Origin of the sequence: Roseibium sp. (genome assembly GCF_048261595.1) — a bacterium.
Lineage (GTDB): Bacteria > Pseudomonadota > Alphaproteobacteria > Rhizobiales > Stappiaceae > Roseibium.
Window position 1 is genome coordinate 1540917 of the sequence record NZ_JBLXFW010000001.1, and the last position, 21534, is coordinate 1562450.

General features: G+C 60.1%; 17 protein-coding genes. 3 read left to right on the plus strand and 14 right to left on the minus strand.

The features are described from left to right. Positions 1-10: 10 nt before the first annotated feature. From ACN0SY_RS06925 to cysG, 6 genes are all read right to left on the minus strand, one after another. Positions 11-763 (minus strand): SDR family oxidoreductase, encoded by a 753-nt coding sequence (locus ACN0SY_RS06925; protein ID WP_417685674.1) that lies wholly within the window; start codon positions 761-763, stop codon positions 11-13. Positions 764-846: 83 nt separating this feature from the next. Continuing rightward, positions 847-1380: a DUF934 domain-containing protein gene (locus ACN0SY_RS06930; protein ID WP_417685676.1), complete on the minus strand. Its 534-nt coding sequence runs from the start codon at positions 1378-1380 to the stop codon at positions 847-849. Positions 1381-1476: 96 nt separating this feature from the next. Continuing rightward, positions 1477-2238 carry a phosphoadenylyl-sulfate reductase gene (locus ACN0SY_RS06935; protein WP_417685677.1) on the minus strand — a complete coding sequence of 254 codons (762 nt, stop codon included), beginning with the start codon at positions 2236-2238 and terminating at the stop codon, positions 1477-1479. After that, positions 2225-3883, minus strand: coding sequence for a nitrite/sulfite reductase (locus tag ACN0SY_RS06940; protein ID WP_417685679.1), 1659 nt, complete (start codon positions 3881-3883; stop codon positions 2225-2227). Before ACN0SY_RS06940 ends, ACN0SY_RS06935 begins: the two co-directional genes overlap by 14 nt. Positions 3884-3954: 71 nt before the next feature. Next, the gene (locus ACN0SY_RS06945; RefSeq protein WP_417685681.1) at positions 3955-4254 is read right to left on the minus strand and encodes a DUF2849 domain-containing protein; all 300 of its coding nucleotides are present in this window, start codon (positions 4252-4254) and stop codon (positions 3955-3957) included. Positions 4255-4265: 11 nt separating this feature from the next. Next, positions 4266-5711 (minus strand): siroheme synthase CysG, encoded by a 1446-nt coding sequence (gene cysG / locus ACN0SY_RS06950; protein WP_417685683.1) that lies wholly within the window; start codon positions 5709-5711, stop codon positions 4266-4268. Positions 5712-6050: 339 nt separating this feature from the next. On the opposite strand from cysG, the gene ACN0SY_RS06955 reads away from it, so the two are divergent. Continuing rightward, the gene (locus tag ACN0SY_RS06955; protein ID WP_417685685.1) at positions 6051-7133 is read left to right on the plus strand and encodes a hypothetical protein; all 1083 of its coding nucleotides are present in this window, start codon (positions 6051-6053) and stop codon (positions 7131-7133) included. A gap of 102 nt (positions 7134-7235) precedes the next feature. On the opposite strand, the gene ACN0SY_RS06960 is transcribed toward ACN0SY_RS06955, so the two are convergent. Both ACN0SY_RS06960 and ACN0SY_RS06965 read right to left on the minus strand, forming a co-directional pair. After that, positions 7236-8960: a methyl-accepting chemotaxis protein gene (locus ACN0SY_RS06960; protein ID WP_417685686.1), complete on the minus strand. Its 1725-nt coding sequence runs from the start codon at positions 8958-8960 to the stop codon at positions 7236-7238. Positions 8961-9454: 494 nt separating this feature from the next. Next, entirely contained in the window at positions 9455-10621 is a 1167-nt protein-coding gene (locus ACN0SY_RS06965; protein WP_417685688.1) for an acetyl-CoA acetyltransferase, read from the minus strand. A 516-nt stretch (positions 10622-11137) separates the two neighbouring features. Here ACN0SY_RS06965 and ACN0SY_RS06970 point away from each other — a divergent pair. Next, complete coding sequence (locus ACN0SY_RS06970) at positions 11138-12799, plus strand: alpha-glucosidase family protein (protein ID WP_417685690.1); 1662 nt, start codon at positions 11138-11140, stop codon at positions 12797-12799. A 31-nt stretch (positions 12800-12830) separates the two neighbouring features. Here ACN0SY_RS06970 and ACN0SY_RS06975 read toward each other — a convergent pair whose 3' ends face one another. The 6 genes from ACN0SY_RS06975 to ACN0SY_RS07000 form a co-directional block, all read right to left on the minus strand. Beyond that, a complete protein-coding gene (locus tag ACN0SY_RS06975; RefSeq protein WP_417685692.1) occupies positions 12831-13892 on the minus strand; it encodes an ABC transporter ATP-binding protein in 1062 nt (353 codons plus the stop codon). A 33-nt stretch (positions 13893-13925) separates the two neighbouring features. Next, entirely contained in the window at positions 13926-15215 is a 1290-nt protein-coding gene (locus ACN0SY_RS06980; protein ID WP_417685694.1) for an MGH1-like glycoside hydrolase domain-containing protein, read from the minus strand. Between the two features lie 31 nt (positions 15216-15246). Continuing rightward, a complete protein-coding gene (locus ACN0SY_RS06985) occupies positions 15247-16473 on the minus strand; it encodes a carbohydrate ABC transporter permease (protein ID WP_417685696.1) in 1227 nt (408 codons plus the stop codon). Beyond that, the gene (locus tag ACN0SY_RS06990) at positions 16473-17783 is read right to left on the minus strand and encodes a carbohydrate ABC transporter permease (protein WP_417685698.1); all 1311 of its coding nucleotides are present in this window, start codon (positions 17781-17783) and stop codon (positions 16473-16475) included. The genes ACN0SY_RS06985 and ACN0SY_RS06990 overlap by 1 nt, the downstream gene beginning before the upstream one ends. A 112-nt stretch (positions 17784-17895) precedes the next feature. Next, complete coding sequence (locus ACN0SY_RS06995; RefSeq protein ID WP_417685700.1) at positions 17896-19245, minus strand: ABC transporter substrate-binding protein; 1350 nt, start codon at positions 19243-19245, stop codon at positions 17896-17898. Between the two features lie 32 nt (positions 19246-19277). Next, complete coding sequence (locus tag ACN0SY_RS07000; protein ID WP_417685702.1) at positions 19278-20351, minus strand: LacI family DNA-binding transcriptional regulator; 1074 nt, start codon at positions 20349-20351, stop codon at positions 19278-19280. A 391-nt stretch (positions 20352-20742) separates the two neighbouring features. Here ACN0SY_RS07000 and ACN0SY_RS07005 point away from each other — a divergent pair, with 391 nt between their 5' ends. Then, positions 20743-21531 (plus strand): glycosyltransferase family 2 protein, encoded by a 789-nt coding sequence (locus tag ACN0SY_RS07005; protein ID WP_417685703.1) that lies wholly within the window; start codon positions 20743-20745, stop codon positions 21529-21531. Positions 21532-21534: the final 3 nt, after the last annotated feature.

The window sequence follows — 21534 nt, forward strand, 5'->3', positions numbered from 1 at the left end:
ATGTCGAGCATCACACACAGCGCCCGCCGTCGACTTCCAGGGCGACGCCGGTGATGAACTGGGCTTCATCGGAGACGAGGTAAAGTGCTGCGTTGGCGATGTCGTCCGGCGTTGAAAAGCGGCCGAGCGGGATCGTCGCCTTGAACATGGCGCGCCGCTCGGGCGTATCCTCGCCCATGAAACGGTCGAGCATTGCGGTTTCGCCCGCCACCGGACACAGGGCATTCACCCTGATCTTCTTCGGCGCCAGTTCGACGGCCATCGACTTGGTAGCCGTGATCGCAAACCCCTTGGATGCGTTGTACCAGGTAAGCCCCGGACGCGGCCGAAGACCCGCTGTCGAGGCGGTATTGAGGATCACTCCACCGCCATGAGCCTCCATCACCGGAACCGCGTGCAGGGTGGAGAGATATATCGCCTTGGCATTGACCGCCATGATGCGGTCGAAGTCGTCTTCGCTTACATCCATCAGGCTGCAATTGCGATGGGTATATCCGGCGTTGTTGACGAGAATGTCGAGCCGGCCAAAGCCACTGGTCGCGGCGGCGATCATTGCCTCGACATCTGCCTTGTTCGTGACATCGGCGGTCACGGCAAGCGAGGCATCACCCAATTCATGGGCAAGCCCGCTGACCGCCTCGCCATTGATATCGGCGAGCACGACCCTTGCGCCCTCGGCAATAAAGCGCCGTGCAATCCCTTCGCCAAAGCCGGATCCGGCTCCGGTCACGATGGCGACTTTTCCTTCCAGTCTGTTGCTCATTCCCTTCGCTCCTCCCGTAGCGGAGAAAACGGTAGCCTTGTGATCGGCGGGAGGCAATCAGTCCGGGAGGCTTAGCCTGCAGATTACTCGGCCGCCTGGGAGACTTCGCGAAGCGACTGGCGTGCCCACGGGCGGGTTCCGGCCGGAATTTCCTCGACGGTTCCAACCGGCTGAAGATACTTGGTCACTTCAGGCCATTCGCCGTTGGCAAGAGCCTTCAGAACCTCGGGCTTGGTCAGTTCGAAGCTGGACACGCCGCAACGGCGCATGAGCGGGACCTGGTCGAGGATATAGTCGCCAACCGCGCGAATATCGCCGCCGTAGGCCAGCTGCTCACGAAGAACACGGGCAGCAGAGAAACCACGACCGTCCGTGAACTTGGGAAATTCAACCGCGACGAGACGGAGACTGGAGAGATGATCCTTGAGGCGGGCGACGTCCTCGCCGGCGCAGATCAGGACGGCGATGGAACGTCCCGAGGCGTTCAGGGCATCAGCCTCGGCCAGATAGCGATCCAGGGACAGAAGAAGATTGCCTTCTGCCGGCAGTTCGTCTTCGCCGGATACGCGGATCCATTCCTCGTCGGTGAGGCTGCCGTTTGAAAAGATCTTCGTCATTGCCGTTTCGCGTCCTTCAGTTCCCCAGATGTTTGCGCGGGGATCGCTTGATCTCGTGGCCGGCGCGGGCCTACCGGCCCGCTGCCATTGCGTGACTTATATACCGCTGCCGTCAACTTCCCGGCCATGGCTTGCCAGATGGATGCCACACTCGGTCTTGTCCTGTCCACGCCAGCGGCCCGCGCGCGGGTCCTCGCCCGGCTTGACCTTCGACGTGCACGGCAGACATCCGATCGACGGATAGCCTTGGGCCACCAGCGGATGTGGCGGAAGCTCGCGGGCCTTCGCGTAGGAAATGATATCCGCCGCGCTCCAGTCTGCAAGCGGGTTCACCTTCACCTTGCCGTTCTCCCATTCGAAGAAAGACAGGGACGAACGCGTCGCCGCCTGGTGGCGCTTGCGCCCGGAAATCCAGGCGCCATATCCCTCGAGCGCCACATCCAGCGGCAGCACCTTGCGCACGTGGCAGCACGCGTCAGTGTCGCTCATCCAGAGCATGCCCGAAGGGTCCACCTCCGAGAGATCATCCTTCGCCGGTTTCTGCGATTGAACGTTGGTCAGACCAAGCGCTTCCGCAAGTTGGTCCCGATAGCGCAATGTATCGGGAAACAGCTTTCCGGTATCGACCATCACCACCGGCGTTTCAGGATCGACCTGCGCCACCATATGCAGCAATACGGCAGAGTCCGCCCCGAAGCTTGAAACCATGGCAATGTCGCCAACAAAGCCTTCACGGATCGCAAACGCCAGGATTTCCTGAGCCGTCGCTCCTTCGAATCGGGCGTTCAGCGCAGCAACCTCATCTTCCGGCGACAGCGGTTTGACGCGGGATTTTTCCGTTGCCTCAGCCAGTGCCATATAGCGCCTCCTTGAAGGGTTCGTCACCGAGCCTTCTGTAAACTTCGAGGAAGCTCTCATCGTCGCTGCTCCGCAGGCCGATGTAGGTGTCGACCAGGTTCTCGATGGCATCAACGACTTCCTCGGAAGAGAAGCCACGGCCGACGATCTCGCCGATCGAGGAATTCTCGTTGGCCGAGCCGCCTAGCGTGATCTGGTAGAATTCCTCGCCCTTCTTTTCCAGGCCAAGAATGCCGATGTGACCGACGTGGTGGTGGCCACAGGCGTTGATGCAGCCGGAGATCTTGATCTTCAACTCACCAATCTGGTTCTGACGCTCGGCGTCGCCGAAGCGCTCGGAAATCCGCTGGGCAACCGGGATGGAACGGGCTGTTGCAAGCGCGCAGTAATCCATGCCCGGGCAGGCGATGATGTCGGTGATCAGACCCGAGTTGCCCTCGGCCATGCCATTGGCGACCAGCACGTCGAAAATCGCCGGAACGTCGGACAACCTGACATGCGGAAGGATGACGTTCTGCTCGTGGCTGATGCGGATCTCGTCGTGGCCATACCGCTCTGCCAAATCCGCGATCACGTCCATCTGCGCGTCCGAAGCGTCTCCGGGAATGCCGCCGATCGGCTTCATGGATATGGTCAGGCTGGTGTGGCCCGGAACCCTGTGCGGGTTCAGGTTGTTCAGCGCAAACTGTGCGAAGGCCTTGTCTGAAGCCTGACGCGCCTGGAAACCGGCATCGGTTTCCGGCAGGACTTCCAGCGGAGGCGGTGCGAAGTAAGCCTCAATGCGGCGAACTTCTTCCTCAGGCAGACGCAGAACGCCGTAGCGGATCTTCTCGAATTCCGCCTCGATGTCTGCCTTCAGCTCTTCCAGACCCGTCTCGTGAACGAGGATCTTGATGCGCGCCTTGTACTTGTTGTCGCGACGGCCGTAGCGGTTGTAGACACGCAGGATCGCCTCGGAATAGGCCAGCAGATCCTCTTCAGGCAAATAGTCGCGAACCTTGCGGCCGATCATTGGCGTACGACCCAGGCCGCCACCAACAAACACCACGAAGCCGATATCGCCAGCGTCGTTGCGAGTGAGTTGCAGGCCGATGTCATGCACTTGCACAGCGGCACGGTCATGCGGAGCGCCGGTGATGGCGATCTTGAACTTGCGCGGCAGGAAGGAGAACTCCGGATGCAGCGACGACCACTGGCGCAGAATCTCGGCGTAAGGACGCGGATCTGCGATCTCGTCGGCCGCAGCGCCGGCGAAATGGTCAGCTGTCACGTTGCGAATGCAGTTGCCCGACGTCTGGATGGCGTGCATCTCGACCTCTGCGAGCTCCTCAAGAATGCGCGGAGTGTCCTCCAGCTTCGGCCAGTTGTACTGGATGTTCTGGCGGGTGGTGAAATGGCCATATCCGCGATCATAGGTTCGGGCGATGTGCGCGAGCTTATGCATCTGGCGGCTGTTCAGCGTGCCGTAGGGAATGGCGACACGCAGCATGTAGGCATGGAGCTGGAGATAAAGGCCGTTCATCAGGCGCAGCGGCTTGAACTCTTCCTCGGTCAGCTCACCAGCCAGACGGCGGCGCACCTGGTCCTTGAACTGCTCGGTGCGCTGGGTGACGAAACCCTGGTCGAATTCATCGTAACGGTACATTTTTCTACTCCGTTCCAGGCGCTGCCGGTATTTCAGGCGCTGCCGTTGATTGTGTTCGTGTCCGGCCAGCTTCAGACCACTGCCGGGCGGGCCTGCTTGCCCAGTGCCGGATGCGTTGTCGGGCCGGCAGCCCGGATCACTTCCCGAAGGCGAACCGGTACGATCCGCCCGTCTTCATCCTTCACATCGATCGCATAGGCCTCGACGACTTCACGGTTGGCGACCGACTTTTCGGCGAGCGCCAATGCCGCCGCGACGTCTTCCTTGCCCTCGAGGACCTGGGCCTGCGGCAGAAGCTCAACCCATGCGCCGTCGGCGCCCTGCCAGACGACTTCGCCGTCAAGCAAACGGTTGGCGGTAATGACTTTCATTGCCTCTCTCCTCAGGCAGCAAATTCTTGTTTCAGCGATGCAGCTGCGATCGGCTCGGCCCTTTCAAGGGCAGCATGACCGACAGCCTCGCCAATGATGATCAGGACCGGTCCGTCCACATCGGGACGGGCGCTGATCTCACACAGATCCTTCAGGCATCCGGAGAACTGGCGTTCTTCCGGGTGGCTTGCGTTCTCAATGATCGCAACAGGTGTCTCGGCACGAAGACCGGCGGCAATCAGCTTGTCGGCAACTGCTGCAGCCACGGTACGGCCCATGTAGACGGCAACCGTCGCGCCCTTCAGCGCAAGGCCCGCCCAATCGGGAAGTGTCTCGGACTTGGCATTGTGACCGGTGGCAAAGACAAGCGTCGATGCGACACCGCGCAAGGTCAGCGGCAACTGAGCGGAAGCGGCAGCCGCGAATGCGGCAGTCACACCCGGAACGACCTCGAAACCGATACCCGCTCCACGCAGGGCATCCATTTCTTCTGCCGCCCGCCCGAAGACCATCGGATCACCGGCCTTGAGGCGAACAACCTTTTGGCCGGCGCTTGCCAGCTCGACCAGCAATTCATTTGTGCGGTTCTGGGGAACGGAGTGCGCTCCCTTGCGCTTGCCGACGGAAATGCGCTCCGCATCACGGCGCCCCATTGCCACGACCGCAGCCGGAACCAGTGCATCGTGGACAATCACGTCTGCTTCCTGGAGCAGTCTTTGCGCACGTAGCGTCAGAAGGTCCTCTGCGCCGGGACCGGCCCCAACCAGCCAGACATATCCCGGCTCATCGACAGACCCGTTCAGCAGGCGCTGCGCCTCGGCCCGCGCAGCACTGGTATTGCCAGCATAGACATTCGTCGCGACGCTGCCGGAGAAGAACCGCGCCCAGAACCGGCGGCGTGCGGCGCCATCCGGGATCATCCGGACAGCGGCATTCCGGAAGCTTTCGGCCAGGCCTGCCAGGTCACCGGTCGAACGGGGCAACATGGCTTCGATCCGCGCACGGATGTGACGCGCCAGAACCGGCCCGACGCCCGTGGAGGTGATCGCAACGGCGATCGGCGCGCGATTGACCAGCGCACCGGTATAGAAGTCGCAAAGATGCGGCTTGTCGACGGCATTGGCCGGTACGCCCATGATGCGCGCAGCCTGCACAACAGCCTTGTCCAATGCCTCGTCCTCGCGAGCACTGAACACCAGGGCTGCACCGGTCAGAAGTCCCGGCCGGAAATCCGCGGCCACATGATGGGCGCCGACGGCTTCCATAGCTTCGGCAAGCTCAGGCTCGATTTCCGCGGAGATTACCTCGATGCGGGCATTGGTCTCGCCGAGAAGACGAACCTTGGCAGCTGCCTCACCGCCATGACCAACCACGCATACGCGCAGGCCCGCCACCTTGAAGAAGGTCGGGAAGACATCGAGTCGTCTTCTGGTCTTATCAGCTACAGGCCCTTTCATGGGCGGCTCTCCCGGACAATCGCATCCATGGCAGCAAATCTAGCCATTCGCGCCAAGAAACTGCGGGCACGGCGTTTCAAAGAGACCGGCTTCTGGAGAAAAGGATTTCTCTTGCAGCATGTTGAGGATTCTGCGGCAGCGAATTTGGCGTGAGGCAAGATTCATAGATTCATTTGCCCTCGCAGTACCCGCTTGAGGAATGGCGTACTGCTGGAAACGGTCAGACGTGAACAAATCGTTTTGACAGTGCCTAAGACACGACCGCAGACTTAATCCGTTTTTAGGTGCGTCGTGATACGCCGTTCCGGTTCATGGTGATTATTGGGATTGGGGAATTCCATGATGTTGAAACAGATTTCCGCCATTGTGGGCGCGGGATTACTTGCGATCATTTCGTCACACTCCGCAGACGCCGGAAGTGTCGAGCGTTTCCGCCTCGGCAACTGGAACGGCGATGCCTATGTCGACGACAACACCGGTGCCTTCAGTTCCTGCGTCGCCTCGGCCTCCTATCGAAGCGGCATCTCCATGTCGGTTCAGGTCGACAACAGGTATGACTGGTACATCGGCTTCTCGGCCCCCGGCTGGAACCTCACCGTAGGCCAGGACATTCCGCTCCAGTACAGGATTGATCGCGGCCCCTGGCAGCACGGCACGGCGCGGGTTCAGTACAACACGCTGGCGCGCATGCCGATGCCGGACAATGGCTACATCATTACCCGGTTCCGCCGAGGCCGAACTCTTTACGTCTACGATGGCAAGCAGACCTACGAGTTCCGTCTGACGGGAACCTCCAAGCTGCTGGCCCGCCTTGCCCGCTGCGTAAAGACAAACCTAGCGCGCTACGGCTCGGGAGGCCCGTCGGCCGGCTCGGCTCCGACCCAGCTCGGCAGCGCCCCGTCCGGCCCTGCACCGCTTGGCGGAGAGACCTCGGCAAATGCCACCTTGCAGGTGGAAGCCACCCAGGCGCTCTTCAACCTCATGGGTCAGGCTCGCGTTACCGGTCTCAAACTTCTACCGGAAGACCAGCGCAAGCCGAGCTTCCAGGGCCTTCACGCCGTTGCCGCGGACGACAACCGGACCATCGTCGCGCATATCCTGCAGGCTGGCTCCTACACCAACGAGCAGGAGATCATGGCCCAGATCATCGCGGATTCGGCCAAGGCCTGTGACGGCAGCTTTTCCTCAGGCTCTGAGTGGGTGACCGAAGGCGGCAAATCCATGCTGACCAGCTACGCCCATTGCCAGATGGGCGACGAGGATCTGGTTGAGCGGGCAGCGCTGGTGAACAGAACGGCAGGGGGGCTGTTCGTCTACGGGGTTGCCGATGTCCATATCGGTGGAGGCAATGGCGTTGTAAGCGAGCCGTTGGAACTCAGCGACCCGGACTGGTATGCCGCCGTGGCCGGCGCCGCGAACTGAAGCGGCAGCGTCAACGGCAAAGGAACGCCTCGAAAACAGAAAGGCCGGCAACATCAGTTGCCGGCCTTTCCCTCTTCAATTCCTGACGGATGAATCGCTTGATCAGGCAGCAAAATCCTTGATGAACCGCTCGATCTCACTGGACAGTTCGGATGCGCGATCCGACACAACCTTCACGGCGTCGTCCACTTCCATCGCCGACTGGGTCGACTTGCGGGCGTTGTCCGCAACGTTCAACACATTCCGGTTCGCATCCTGGGTGCCACTGGCAGCCGCCTGAACACCACGAGAAATCTCGTTTGTTGCAGCGCTCTGCTCGGTGACGGCCGCGGCAATCGCCTCGGTTTCCCCGGACACTTCGTTCATGATCCTCGCAATACGCTCGATCGATCCTGCAGCATCGGTCGTCGCGCCCTGGATCGACGCGATCTGTTGCGTGATGCTCTCCGTCGCCTTGGCGGTCTGGTTTGCCAGCGCCTTAACTTCGCTTGCAACGACCGCGAAGCCCTTGCCCGCCTCACCGGCCCGCGCGGCCTCGATGGTCGCATTGAGAGCCAGCAGGTTGGTTTGGTCGGCGATGCTGGAAATCAGCTGAACGACTTCATCGATCTCAGAGGCTGCAGAGGAAAGCGTCGCAACCTTTGATGTCGTTTCGTCTGTTGTGCGAGCTGCCGCAGTGACAACATCCAGCGTAGACGTAACGCGGCGACTGATCTCCTCGATGGAGGCGGTCAACTCCTCCGCGGCCGCTGCAACGGTTTCAACATTGGAGAGCGCCACGCTCGTTGCACCGGCCGCTCCATCAGCTTCCGAAGCAGTGCCGCTTGCAACAGACGTCAGGTTTGCGGCCGTTGCATTGAGCTTTTCCATCGTGCCGTTGACGCTCGTCATCAGGTGCGCAACCTGTCCACGGAACGAATTCACCAGCTCTTCGCGCTTCTGAACCCTTATGTTGCGCTGACGATCTTCGTCTGCCTGCTGCGCAGCAATTTGCTCTCGTTCAGCCGCCTTGTCGCGCAGGACATGCACCGAGTTGGTGATGTCGCCGACCTCGTCACGGCGGTGTGCACCCTTCAATTCCACGCTGTAATCGCCGTCAGTAATTCGCGTTACGGCGTCGGCGATCGCAGTGAGCGGACCGACAACAAAGTGGAGAACCGCATACCCGCCGAGAAGTGTCGCAATAATAGTCACGGCGATCGACGTGTAAATCATGAGATCCGTGGCATGCGCCGAGCTGTTGTAATGTTCTGCCTCTACCTGCAGATTTTCGCGCTCTTCGGTCAGACGGGCGAAATGGGTTGCCATCGCCGCATCAAACGCGGCTTCGAGTTCCGCAGCCGACTTGTGAAACGCCTTCATCAGCTTGTTGCCAGCCGCAGGTCCTTCTGCGACATAGGCGTCGGCCATTTCCTTGCCCAGAGCGTAGAATGGTCCAAAGCGGTCGCGGATTACCCCAATTTCCCTGGCGAGCTGATCATAGCCTTGCCGCACAGAAAGATCGTAAGCCTTCTGTGAATATTCTTCGAACTTTTCGGCATATTTTTTCGCAAGCTCGTATCCCTCATCGAGGCCATCCTGCCCGCGAGAGGCCGATACATCAGTAAGCCATTGCTGTACTTCCACGGTATCGAACCGGCTGTTCTTAAGCACAACCGTCAGATCCATGACATCGCCGGAGAAGCGCAGAGCATCATGCTCCAGCAGTTCCGCGTTGTGTTCCATTTTTTTCAAGAACGTCAATGTCGCCACATTGATTGCAGCGATCAGGACGAAGAAAGTTGCTATGGCAACAGTGACCTTTGCCCGCAGGCTCTGCAGCTTCATGCTGTCTCTCACCTTTGTAACATTATTGCGCGCCTCCCAGATACCGGTACCCACCGTTCTGTAGCGTTGGCCAAAGGTTAATCGTCAAAACTAACCTAGCAGTTAATTCAGACGAATGAGCGGCATTACTTTCGAAAATTTGATTGATCACTCAATATTACCAAGGGTTGTAACCCATACATACATTTAGCCTTGGTAATTATCGCATGCACACCTCTATTCATGACGAATGAAAACAAGCGCGATGAGAAGGGAGCGCAAATGCTCAAGCCCAGAGCCATTTCTCACGGACATCGCCTCTTGTCGGTCCTCCAGATATTTGGCGCCTCCTGAACCGGGCATGCGGCTGTCCGGACAATAAAAAAACCCCCGCGTCGGGAACGCGAGGGCCAATTATCGAATAATTGCATCAATGATATTGATTGATGCTCGTGCGAATCAGGTCAGTCGTGGGGCTCAAGGGCCTCGAAAACCGAACGTTTCGAGTTACCGGATCACTTCATCGCCTGCAGAATCGAGACGTAGTTTGCGACTGCTGCTCCGCCCATGTTGAAGATCCCGCCAATCTCGGCGTTCTTCACCTGGATGTCACCGGCCTGCCCCAGAAGTTGCATCGCCGTCAGGACATGCATGGAGACACCGGTAGCGCCAATGGGGTGCCCCTTCGCCTTGAGGCCACCCGACGGATTGACCGGCAGCTTGCCATCCATCTCCGTCCAACCCTCAAGGATCGCCCGTGCACCCTCGCCTTCCCTGGTCAGGCCCATCGCCTCGTATTCGATCAACTCGGCAATGGTGAAGCAGTCATGAGTTTCCACGAACGACAGGTCTTCAAGACTGAGACCGGCATCTGCGAGCGCACCACCCCAGGCTTTGGAACACCCCTCGAACTTGAGGATATCGCGGCTGGACATGGGCAGGAAGTCCTGAACATGGGCCGTCGAACGGAAGGCAACAGCCTTCTTCATGCCAAGCGCGGTGGCAGGATCTGTCAAAACAAGAGCCGCTGCGCCATCGGACACGAGCGAGCAGTCGGTGCGCTTTAGCGGGCCGGCGACAAACGGGTTCTTCTCGCTTTCCTGGCGGCAGAACTCGTAGCCGAGATCCTTGCGCATCTGAGCGTATGGGTTACCGGTGCCGTTCTTGTGGTTCTTGGCAGCGATGCGGGCAAGGGCGTCGGACTGGTCGCCGTATTTCTGGAAGTAGCTGTCGGCGATCTTGCCGAAAACACCCGCGAAACCGCCCGGAATGTCGCCTTCTTCCTTGAGGTAGGAAGCTCGCAGCAGGTTTTGGCCGATCTGAGGCCCCGGCGTCGTGGTCATCTGCTCGACGCCGACAACAAGAACGAAGCGGGCTTCGCCGGACGAGATGGCACGAACGCCCTGCTGAACCGCAGCAGAGCCAGTGGCGCATGCGTTCTCGACGCGGGTCGCCGGCGTGAAGCGAAGAGCCGGATCCGCCTGGAGAACCAATGCCGCAGTAAAGTCCTGCGCCGAAAATCCGGCGTTGAAGTGGCCGAGCACGATTTCGTCAACATCTTCGGCAGAAATTCCGGCGTCCTCAATCGCTGCGCTCGCCGCCTTCACGATGAGCGATTCAACAGTTTCATCGGAATGCTTGCCGAACGGCAAATGGGACCAGCCCACCATTGCTGCGGTCATGACACTTTTCTCCCAAAAGGCCCACAAACGTCGGGGCAAATGACTGATCATTAAACGTCGGGCCACACCGCCCGACCGCTTGAACGGTCTTCAAATGCCGTGATGGCTCTTCAACGCATTTGGCATTGGCCCACACTGAAACACATATTGACTATAACGTCATTCAAATTTTTATTATCCATTTATTTCAGATATTTATATGATCATCTTTAATGACGGGCACTCCGTTCCGGCGAGCACACTGGCACTGAAATGGCAACGTCATCCGAGTGTCGCCGAACCGTCACGAATGACTGGCAGAATGCGCTTGTTCCGGATGAAGACCTTTTCAATTCGTCATTTATTCAGGTCGGTGCCCTTCTGGGCATCGGCCCTTCTTTGTTCGCAGCAAACCAAAACCAATTGACTGGCTTGTGGTGAGCCGATAGTCATTCAAAGCGCTTTGAGCGACAGATTCTCAATAACATCAATCACGGTTTCGAGGGCATGACATCCGTGGAACCGAAGGGGCCAGCCATGACCGGAACGCAGGTTAAGACGGAAAGCGCCATCGACCGCGGACACAGGGACACCGACTGGTGGCGCGGCGCGGTAATCTACCAGATCTATCCACGCTCCTTCCAGGACAGCAATGGCGACGGAATCGGCGATCTCGCGGGTATCACGCAGCGTCTTGACTACATCGCTTCCCTCGGCGTCGACGCGATCTGGCTGTCGCCCTTCTTCACCTCGCCCATGGCTGACTTCGGTTATGACGTCTCCGACTACGAGGACGTCGACCCGATGTTCGGTACGCTCGCCGATTTCGATGAGATGACGGCAAAGGCCCACGCCCTTGGCCTGAAGGTCATGATCGACCTGGTGATCTCGCACACCTCCGACCAACATGCCTGGTTCAAGGAGAGCCGTGCCTCCCGCGATAATCGCAAGGCCGACTGGTACGTCTGGGCTGACGCCAAACCGGAAGGCTCGCCGCCGAACAACTGGCTGTCCATCTTCGGTGGTCCGGCCTGGGAATGGGACAGCGTCCGCTGCCAGTACTACCTGCACAATTTCCTCGCCAGCCAGCCCGACCTCAACTTCCATAACCCGGACGTTCAGGACGCGGTCCTGTCTGCGGCCCGTTTCTGGCTGGAGCGAGGCGTCGACGGCTTCCGCCTCGACACGGTGAATTTCTATTTCCACGACGCCAACCTGCGCGACAATCCTCCCCTTCCCGAAGGCATGGTGCTCACCGGGGTGGACGCGACCAATCCCTACGCATTCCAGCATCATCTCCACGACAAGACCCAGCCGGAGAACCTTGTTTTCCTGGAGCGGCTTCGATCGCTGCTCGATGAGTATCCGGGCGCGACATCCGTCGGCGAGATCGGCGCCGACCGGGACGTTATCGGGACCACCGCTGCCTATACCGTCGAGGGCAAGCGCATCCATATGGCCTACAGCTTCGATCTGCTGACACCGAAGCGCTCGGCCGCCTTCATCCGCCAGACCGTGGAAGGCATGGAAGCGGGTATCGGCTCGGGCTGGCCGAGCTGGGCGCTTTCCAACCATGATGTCGTGCGTGTCGCCAGCCGCTGGGGCGAAAGCCAGAATCTCGATCTTTTCGCTCCGCTCGCAGTCGCTCTCGTGACGAGCCTTCGCGGAACACCCTGCATCTACCAGGGAGAGGAACTCGGACTGAGCGAAGCCGATGTTCCCTTCGAAAAGCTGCAGGATCCCTATGGCATCCGCTTCTGGCCCAAGTTCAAGGGACGTGACGGCTGTCGCACTCCGATGCCTTGGGATCGCGGCGCTGCGCATGCCGGCTTTTCCGCAGGCGAGCCTTGGCTACCGGTGCCGGCCGACCACGCGGCCCGGTCTGTCAACGCCCAGGACATGGCCGGCGGGTCTGTCCTGGAGCGCGTTCGGACCTTCCTGAACTGGAGGCGCGGCGAACTCACCCTGCAGAAAGGGGACATCCGCTTCATCGACAGCGATGGAGAGACCGTCGTCTTTACCCGAAGCCACCAGAACGAGACCGTGCTCTGCGCCTTCAATCTGTCAGACGAACCGGTGGAACTGAACTGGAACGATGGCCAGCTGTCGGTTCTCGTCGGCAGCGGCTTTGGCGGAAACGCCAAGGCCGGAAAGCTCATGCTCCCCGGCCTTGATGCGCTTTTCGCACGTGTCGGCTAACCTTCTATCACCGGCGAACCGGACGGGTCATTCAACCTCGAATGGCTCGGCCGTCATCTGAGAAGAAATGCATGCGCGTCTCATCGAAGGCGAGGCCGATCCGTTCACCTTCGTTTATCTGACCTGAGCCATCCGTGCGGACAAGGATGGTTTCCAATCCGTCGAGAGCGACATAGAGATAAGTGTCGGCGCCGAGATACTCTGCGACTTCCACGGTTCCCTGAACATGGCCTTCGTCCGGCGCAACCACCGTGATGTGCTCCGGCCGGATCCCGATTTTCTTCGCTTCAGGTTGCGCATCAGCGTGCGGGTAGTGCCCGCCGCCGTGGCCCTTAAGGTCGAACCGGTCGCCACTGACGGAGCACGGCAGGATGTTCATCTTCGGCGAACCGATGAATTGGGCAACGAAGAGGTTGTAGGGCCGCTCATACAATTCACGGGGCGAGCCAACCTGTTCGATCACGCCGCCCTGCAGGACGACGATCTTGTCGGCGAGGGTCATCGCCTCGACCTGGTCGTGGGTGACGTAGATCATCGTCGTGCCCAGCGCCTTGTGGAGGCGGGCAATCTCGAAGCGCATCTCGACACGCAAGGCCGCGTCGAGGTTCGACAAGGGCTCGTCAAACAGGAACGCCTTCGGCTCGCGAACGATGGCACGGCCAATCGCGACGCGCTGGCGCTGCCCGCCCGACAAGGCCTTCGGCCTCCGATCCAGATAGTCATCGAGCTTGAGGACTTCGGCTGCGGCAGAAACCTTGCGTTCGATCTCGGCCTTCGGAACCCCTGCCGTTTTCAGGCCGAAACCGACATTTTCGCGAACCGACATGTGCGGATAGAGCGCGTAGGACTGGAACACCATGGACAGGCCACGGCCCGAGGGAGGTTCGGCTGTCACGTCCTTGCCGTCGATCGCTATCGAGCCGCGGCTGGTCTCTTCCAGCCCCGAAATCAGCCGCAGCAAGGTGGACTTGCCGCAGCCAGACGGGCCGACGAAGATGACAAACTCGCCATCCTCGATTGCCAGATCGATGCCCTTGATGACCTGCAGGTCCCCGAACCACTTCTCGACACCCGAGAGCTGAATTGAACCCATTTCGCTAACCCCTCACCCGCTTCGGCTCGATGCTCATGCTGCCTTGTTGGCCGCAAGGCTTGGTGTTGCCCAGGCCAGCCAGACGGCAGCCGTCCATGAGAAGGACTTGCCACCGGCGCCCGAGCCATCGACCGGGCTGAAGTACTCGGCAAACCCGCTCTTCTCGATCAGGCGCACAGTGTCGTGGCGGATCTTCTCGGCGCGGTTCAGGTCGCCTGCCTCACGCATCCCGCGCGCGGCCATGTAGTTGACGACTGCCCAGACCGGACCACGCCAGTAGCGCTTGTGTTCGAAGCCCTCATGCGCCGGATCGTAGGACGGCAGCATGTATTCGGCGGCACCCGCAATACGGTCGAAATGCGCCTGCATCGGCTCGATCACCTTCGGATCAGTGACGCCGGCGTAGGATGCCAGGAACGATGCACTGGAAACGCCGGTTCCCATGACGTCCGTCCTCAGGTTGCGCGTGACGTAGGCGTTGATGGCCGGATTCCAGAGGCTTTCGAGACCGCGTTCGAGCTGGGCGATCCAGCTTTCGATCTCGGCCTTGTCGTCGTTGAACCCAAGGCGGTCAGCCATGACAAGGAGATCGCGGTTTGCGCGCAGAAGGATCATGGTGATCCCCGGATCGGCAACCAGGAACGGCGTCACCTCAACGGTCTTGCGGGCATCCCAACCCACGGACTTGCCAGCGTTCAGGATCGCCATGTAGCGGTCATAGTCGAGCTTCTTCGGCCGCATCTCCGGGTCCACATGGGAGGTGTCCTTGCGGGTGTACTCGCCAACACCTTCCGTGCCGACCATGGACAGCGGCTCGTCCCAGTCCGGCAGGTTGTCCCGGCCCGACTCCCAGGGGTGCACGATAGCGACCGAGCCATGACCCTTCGGATCACGGTACGTCGCCCACCAGCGGTGCCAGTCCATGAGCTTGGGAAACAGGACCTTCGCGCGGGCAATATTGTCGGCCGCGGAAGACATTTCGAGTAGATCGCGCACCGCGGTCGCGGCCACCGGCGGCTGGGAATGACCGGAGGTCGGGAACGGCTCGGTCTTGGTGCCCCACACGCCCGGCCCCGGGAAATAGCTCGGGTCGTTCTTTCGGAACAGGATATGCGGCACCATGCCGTCGGCCCACTGGCCCTCGAACAGGTTCTCGATCTCGGTCCACGCCCGGTTCAGGTCGAACGTTGCAAAGCCGAAGGCGACGAAGACGGAGTCCCAGTTCCACTGGTACGGATAAAGGCCCTTGGTCGGTATGGTGTAACCACCCAGGTCATTGTCCTTGAGGATCGAAAGCGCGACCGCATCCAGATCGGCAGTCATGATAATGCTCCCTAGTATCTTTGTTGTTTGCTCAGCCCTTGACGCTGCCGGCCGTCAGACCCTGGACGAGGAAACGCTCGAACCAGAGGAAGATGACCAGCACGGGCACCGTTGCGATCACGGCCCCGGCCATCAAATGCTGGCGGGGAACCTCGGAGGAGTTGAGCGCAACGACACCGCGCGACAGGGTGAAAATGTCGGGGTCGTCGAGGAACATGAAGGCGAAGAGGAATTCGTTCCACGCGATCATGAAGACATATAGCGAGACGGAGGCGAGCGCCGGCAACGACAGCGGCAGGGTGATCTTCAGGATCACCCCGATCCGTGACAGACCGTCCATCAGTCCGGCTTCCTCCAGTTCCGCAGGCAGGCCGCGGAAATAACCCTGAAGCATGTAGAGTGCGACGGGGATCGTGGTTGCCGGATAGACGATCAGCAGTCCGGTCAGGCTGTTCCTCAGTCCGAGCTGCGAGAATACGGCGTAGAGTGGAATGACCAGAACGATCGCCGGAACCATGTAGATCAGCAGCACCGAGCGCGACAGCAATGCCCGCCCCGGAAAGCGCAGTCTCGATACCGCGTAAGCGCCGGGCACCGAGAAGAGCAGCGTCAGGATGACGGTTGCCACAGACACGATGGCCGAAACGGTCAGATAGGTGCCGAAATTGTACTGGGTGAAGAGCTCGACATAGGAGCGGAACAGAGCGAACAGGCCCTGTGTCAGATCTATGGACAGGTCGAGCGGATTGGCGAGCAGCGCCTGCTGGCTCTTCAGCGACGTCATGACCATCACGTAGAAGGGCAAGGCCACGACGATGGTGAAAAACACAAAGCCGATGCCCTTGAGCATGCGGATATAGACGACCTCACGTTCGTATCGGGACATTGCACCCAGCGGCACGCCGTTCAGACAGACACTGTTCGCGAAGGCAAGCGCAGCCAGAAACACCAGAATGGCAACACCCTGCCACAGTGAGATCACATCCAGCGGCAAGGCAAAGGGGGCCGCGAAACTGGCCGCCATGACCGCGACAAAAGCGATCAAAAGAGGCGCCAATTGGGTTTGCAGGTTGGCCCGGCTACCGCCGCGCCAGACAAGAATGAGCGCGTGAAGCATACCGGCAAGAGCCGCTGCGCCGATCTGTGGAACAGCGACAGCGCCGGTCACCAGCGTAAGGGTCACGCCGGTGACCATCATGGAGACAGCCCCCCACAGTGCGCCGCAGACGATTGAAATCAGTGTTCCGGAGTATGCCATCACAGCCCCTCCTCCTTCGGCGAGAAGTGAAGGAACAGCGTCGCGAAGGTAACGAGCACCACGAAGACCACGACGGCAACCGCAGCACCTGCACCAAGGTTCGACAGGGCAAAGCCCTGCTCATAGACGTCAACCGTCAGGGTTCGCGTTCCGGCGTTGCCGCCCGTCAGCAGGAAGATGTCGTCGAACTTGTTGAAGGTCCAGATGAAGCGCAGCAGGAACAGCACCGACAGGATGCCCATGAGCTGCGGCAGCGAGATGTACCAGAACTGCTGGAACGGCGTCGCGCCATCCATTTCGGCAGCCTCATACATGTCCGTGTTGACCGACTGCATGCGCGCCAGGATGAACAGGAACGACAGCGGGAAGTAGCGCCAGGCCTCGAAGGCGATGACCGTCGTCAGTGCCAGCGGAAACTCCAGCGGCAGGCCGAAAAGCGAGAACTCGACCGAGCGCTGACCGAAGAAATTGATCGGGCTTTCCGACACACCCATGGTGGTCAGCAGCGCATTGAGTGTCCCGGAGAACGGATCGAACAGAACGACCCAGGTGAAGGCGACCGCGATCACCGGGGAAACATAGGGGAAGAGGAACAGCCCGCGCAGCAGACCACGCCCCTTGAAGGAGGTGTTCAAGAGCTGAGCAGCGAACAGTCCAAGCACAAGCGCGCCACCGGTGCCGAAGATCGTGTAATAGAACGTCACCCGCAGAACGCTCCAGAACTCGCTGGCATCAAAAACCTTGCGGAAGTTGTCGAGCGTGAAGTCGAAGTTCGTCAGGATGTTGTCGGCATCACCAGTGACGACAGCTTCATTGAGACGTCCTGGACGCTCCAGATCGAGGAAAGCGGCCTCGACCTTGCCGGGAATGGCAAGACTGTCGCGCCATTTCGGATCGACGTCGCCAATCGAACAGGTGAGAACATGAGCTGAAACGGTGCAGCCCTCTGGCAGTGCGCCGGGGACAAATCCATCCGGAAGACGATCGGTCAGAACCACGTTGCGGATGGGCTTGTCCTGCGAGGAATTGCGCAAGCGATATTCGAGCTTTGCCTCGTCGCCCGCCGCTTCCGGTTTGCCGCGAACGCGTTCGTTGACGAGTACTTCAGGCGGCCGCAGATCGGCCAATCCGACCGGCTTCACGCTGATCCAGAAGTTTGCGAGCAAGGGTCCAAGCACGATCGCGATGATGATCGCAAATGTCGGAGCAAGCATGAGATAGGCGAGGCGCGCCTCCCGGCGCTGCATCGGCCCGACGCCTTTCGGCGGCATGGCTGAGCGGCTTCTGCCCGCAGTATCAACGGCAGTCATTTGCGGCTTCCGGCTGAAACTTGAAAAGACTCCGGAAGACGGAAATAGCCTTCCGGAGAGTTGGGAGGAAACCAGCATGTGAGGTCACACGCTGGCTCCCATGCGTTCGGAATTACTGAATCTTCGACAATTCGTCGTTCAGCTTGGCGACCGTTGCCGCCGCATCGCGCTCACCGTCGATGAATTCGCGGACCAGACGGTTGATGGCCTGGCTGTTGATGATCTTGGATGCGAGCGAAAGCTGGCCTTCCTTGACGCCCCAGCGGCTGGCCGTGTCGAGACCGCCTACGATGCGCTCGATGGTCGCCGCATCATAGAGATCGGTCAGCGGAGCCTTGCGGTCGACACCAACAGGCAGCGTTGCCCAGCCCTTGGAGAACTTCTCCGGATCCTGAGAGTCGCCGCGGCGGACCGGGAACTTGCCTTCAGGAGCGATCGAGAGCGTCGACAGGTAGCCCTCGTCCATGGAGAACTTGACGAATTCCATGGCCGCATCGGTTTCCGCATCATTGGTGATGCCGAAGTAGCGCACGTCACCCCAGGCTGCGCCGTCCGGATTGGACGGACCGGACAGGGTCGTCACGACACCGGTCTTGGAAGCCAGTTCCTTGGAGGTCGGATCGTCGTTGATGGTCGGCGGAGCGCTGTCACGCAGGCCGGCCAACTCGTCGAGAATGAACGGCGACCAGATGATCATCGCCGCCTTGCCTGCGAAATAGAGTTCGCGGGACTGCTTCCAATAGAGATCGCCTGCTGGCGAGGCCTTCGAAATCGCCTTGTAGAATTCAAGCGCTTCCGCGGTCTTCTTCTCGTCCAGCGCCTTGAAGCCGTTCTCATCGACCGGCGTGACGCCATTGGCCAGAAGAACGTGCTCGAGCACCTGGCTCATGAAGTTCTCGTCGATCTTGGTGGCGGAGACGAAGCCGAACATTTCCGGCGGGTTGTGAAGCTTCTCGACCGCCTTGAGGATCGTGTCGTAGCTGTTCGGGGCTTCCAGTCCGTTCGCTTCGAACAGGTCCTTTCGGTAGACGACCATCTGGGTCCAGCCGTCGACGGGCACGGACGCATAACCGCCCTCGTAGGCAGCCATGTTCAGGGCACCCGGCGCGAAGGTTTCCGGATCAAGTGCGCCGATGACTTCGCTCGCAGCTTCAGTGTCGAGGATCCCTGCTTCCGCCCACGGCAGAGCATACTGCAGGGTGTGATAGATCACGTCCGGCAGGTCACCGGCAGCAAAAGCAGCCGTGGCGCGGGTTCCGAGATCCTTTTCCGTCACCGGGATGACCTCGACCTCAATGCCGGTCTTCTCCTTGAAGGCGGCAGCCATTTCTTCCTGCTTTGCAAGACGCTCCGGCTGTTCTTCCGTTGTCCAGAAGCGCAGGCCTTCCGCGTTTGCACCTGCCACACCTGCGGCGAAGACGCCGGCCAGGGTTGTGGCCAATAGGAACTTCCTCCCAAACATCGCACTCTCCTATGTGCTTACTCAATTTCCATTCAAACCGACCGCCGGAGCATTTTTGCCAGCTCTTCAGTGGTCTTCGCAGGCGGACCGTCCGACGCACGCCGGATCAGTTCCGCTTGAGCCAGTTCCTGCCGTTCGGCAGGAGGGGTTCCCTCAATCACCTCGATCAGCATGCGGGCGATCTTGCCGCCGGCCGCCAACGCGGATTGGGAAAAACTTGTCAGGGGTGGGTCCACATAAGCGCCGACAGGCAGTCCGTCGTAGCCAATGATCGTCACGTCCTGGCCTATGCGCAGGCCAAAGTCCCGGCAAAGCCGCATGGCACCGATCGCCATGGCATCGGTTGCGCAGAACAGGGCAGTCGGGGGCTGATGCAGTCCGAGGAGCTGGCGAGCGCCTTCCATTCCGCCCTCCTCTGAGAGCGCAAACTCGACCTCAAGCGCCGGGTCCTGCGTCAGACCCGCCTCGGCGATCCCCCGCCGGTAGCCCAACAGGCGCTGGCAAGCGAAGTTCAGCTCGCGCGGGCCGCCGATAAATCCGATCCGCCGGTGGCCAAGGGAGGACAGGTGAGAGACGCCGTCGACAAACGTCTGCTCGTTGTCGATATCGAACCATGCATAACCGCTGGGATCCGCCGTTCGGCCGTGTGCCACGAACGGAAACCTGCGTGTCTGGAGAAACTCGATGCGCGGATCATCCACCTCGGTACGGGTCAGGATGAATCCATCGACCTTGCGCCGGGCGATCAGACGCTCATGGGTTTCCAGCATGTGGCGTGCGGAATGGGCTGTGGTGATCAGGAGATCGCGCCCCAGTTCGTCCAATGCGCGAGCAATACCGTCCACGAATTCTGCGAGGAACGGATCGGCGCCGCGCCCCCGTCCAACGGGGAGCACGATACCGAGCGTGTCCTGACGTCCCTTTTTCAGGCTCCGCGCCGTCGAAGACGGGTGATACCCCAGTTCCTTGACAGCCTTCAGAACCCGTTCGCGGGTCGCCGGCGAAATGTCGGTGTAGTTGTTGAGGACACGCGAAACGGTTCCTTTCGCGACGCCAACATGGCGCGCGACATCATCGATGGTTACGGAACCGCCCGATTCGCTCATCCTGCCTCCCGTTCACCCGGCACGGCCGCTGCATCGCAAGGAATGCCCGCCATCCAGATTTTCATATTTCTTGATATTGAGCTTACAAAACCGATTTCGTAAGTCAACAAAATCGGTTTTGGCGCTGCAACAACGCAAATCCGAAACCAGTCCGAAACCCTGATTCCTCCAGCTTAAGCGGAGTTTAAATATTTTTTCCGCCGGTCACGTTTCGGAGGGTTTCGGAAGGCCAGATGTACGCGGGCACGGCGAGCATGCCGTGAACGGCCGCCGGCCGCAGGTGCTCGGAAAGGTCTGTTCCCGGGCGTCTAACCCCTCTAAAAAACCAGAAACAAACCTGCTAGAAGTCCGACTGACGCCGCAACTCCAGCCGGAAAGCCTCGACAAAGACATGACCACTCCGCTGCCCCTGTCCGTATTCATCATCGCGAAGGATGAGGCGGACCGTATCGGACGCACCATCGAGAGCGTTACAGGATGGGTGGACGAAGTGATTGTCATCGACAGCGGTTCGACGGACGGCACCCAAGCGGAGGCAGAGAGGCTTGGCGCTCGCGTCATCCATAATGACTGGCCCGGTTACGGCCCGCAGAAGCGCTTCGGCGAAGACCAGTGCCGCAACGACTGGCTCCTCAATCTGGATGCGGACGAGGAGGTTACCGCGGAGCTTGCGGAAGAAATCCGTCAGATGTTCGCGGCCGAAGATCACCTCAAGGCAGATGGCTGGCGGATCATGATCCGTGATCTCTACGCCCATGAGACGGCGCCCGCTGCCTGGGCTTACGGTTATCACCAGATACGCCTTTACGACCGGCGGAAGGGGCGGTTTTCGGTGTCGACGGTCCACGACACCGTGCGGCCGGACGAAGGCTCCATCATCAATTCGGTGAGCGCTATCATTGCCCATCGCTCAATCCGCTCGCTCGACTTCCAGGTCGGCAAGTACAACCGCTATTCCAACATGCAGGTCGCCGACCTTCGCCAGCGAGGCCGCAAACTGCCGCGCAGGCGTCTACTCACGGAGTTTCCCGCCGCGTTCCTGAAGGCCTATTTCATCCGGAAGTACATGCGCTACGGCTGGTGGGGACTGATCCTGTCAGTCAACTATGCCCACGCGCGTTTCCTGCGCGTTGCAAAAGCCTATGAAGCGGAACTGCTGGACGAGGCCAGCCGCAACTGACGC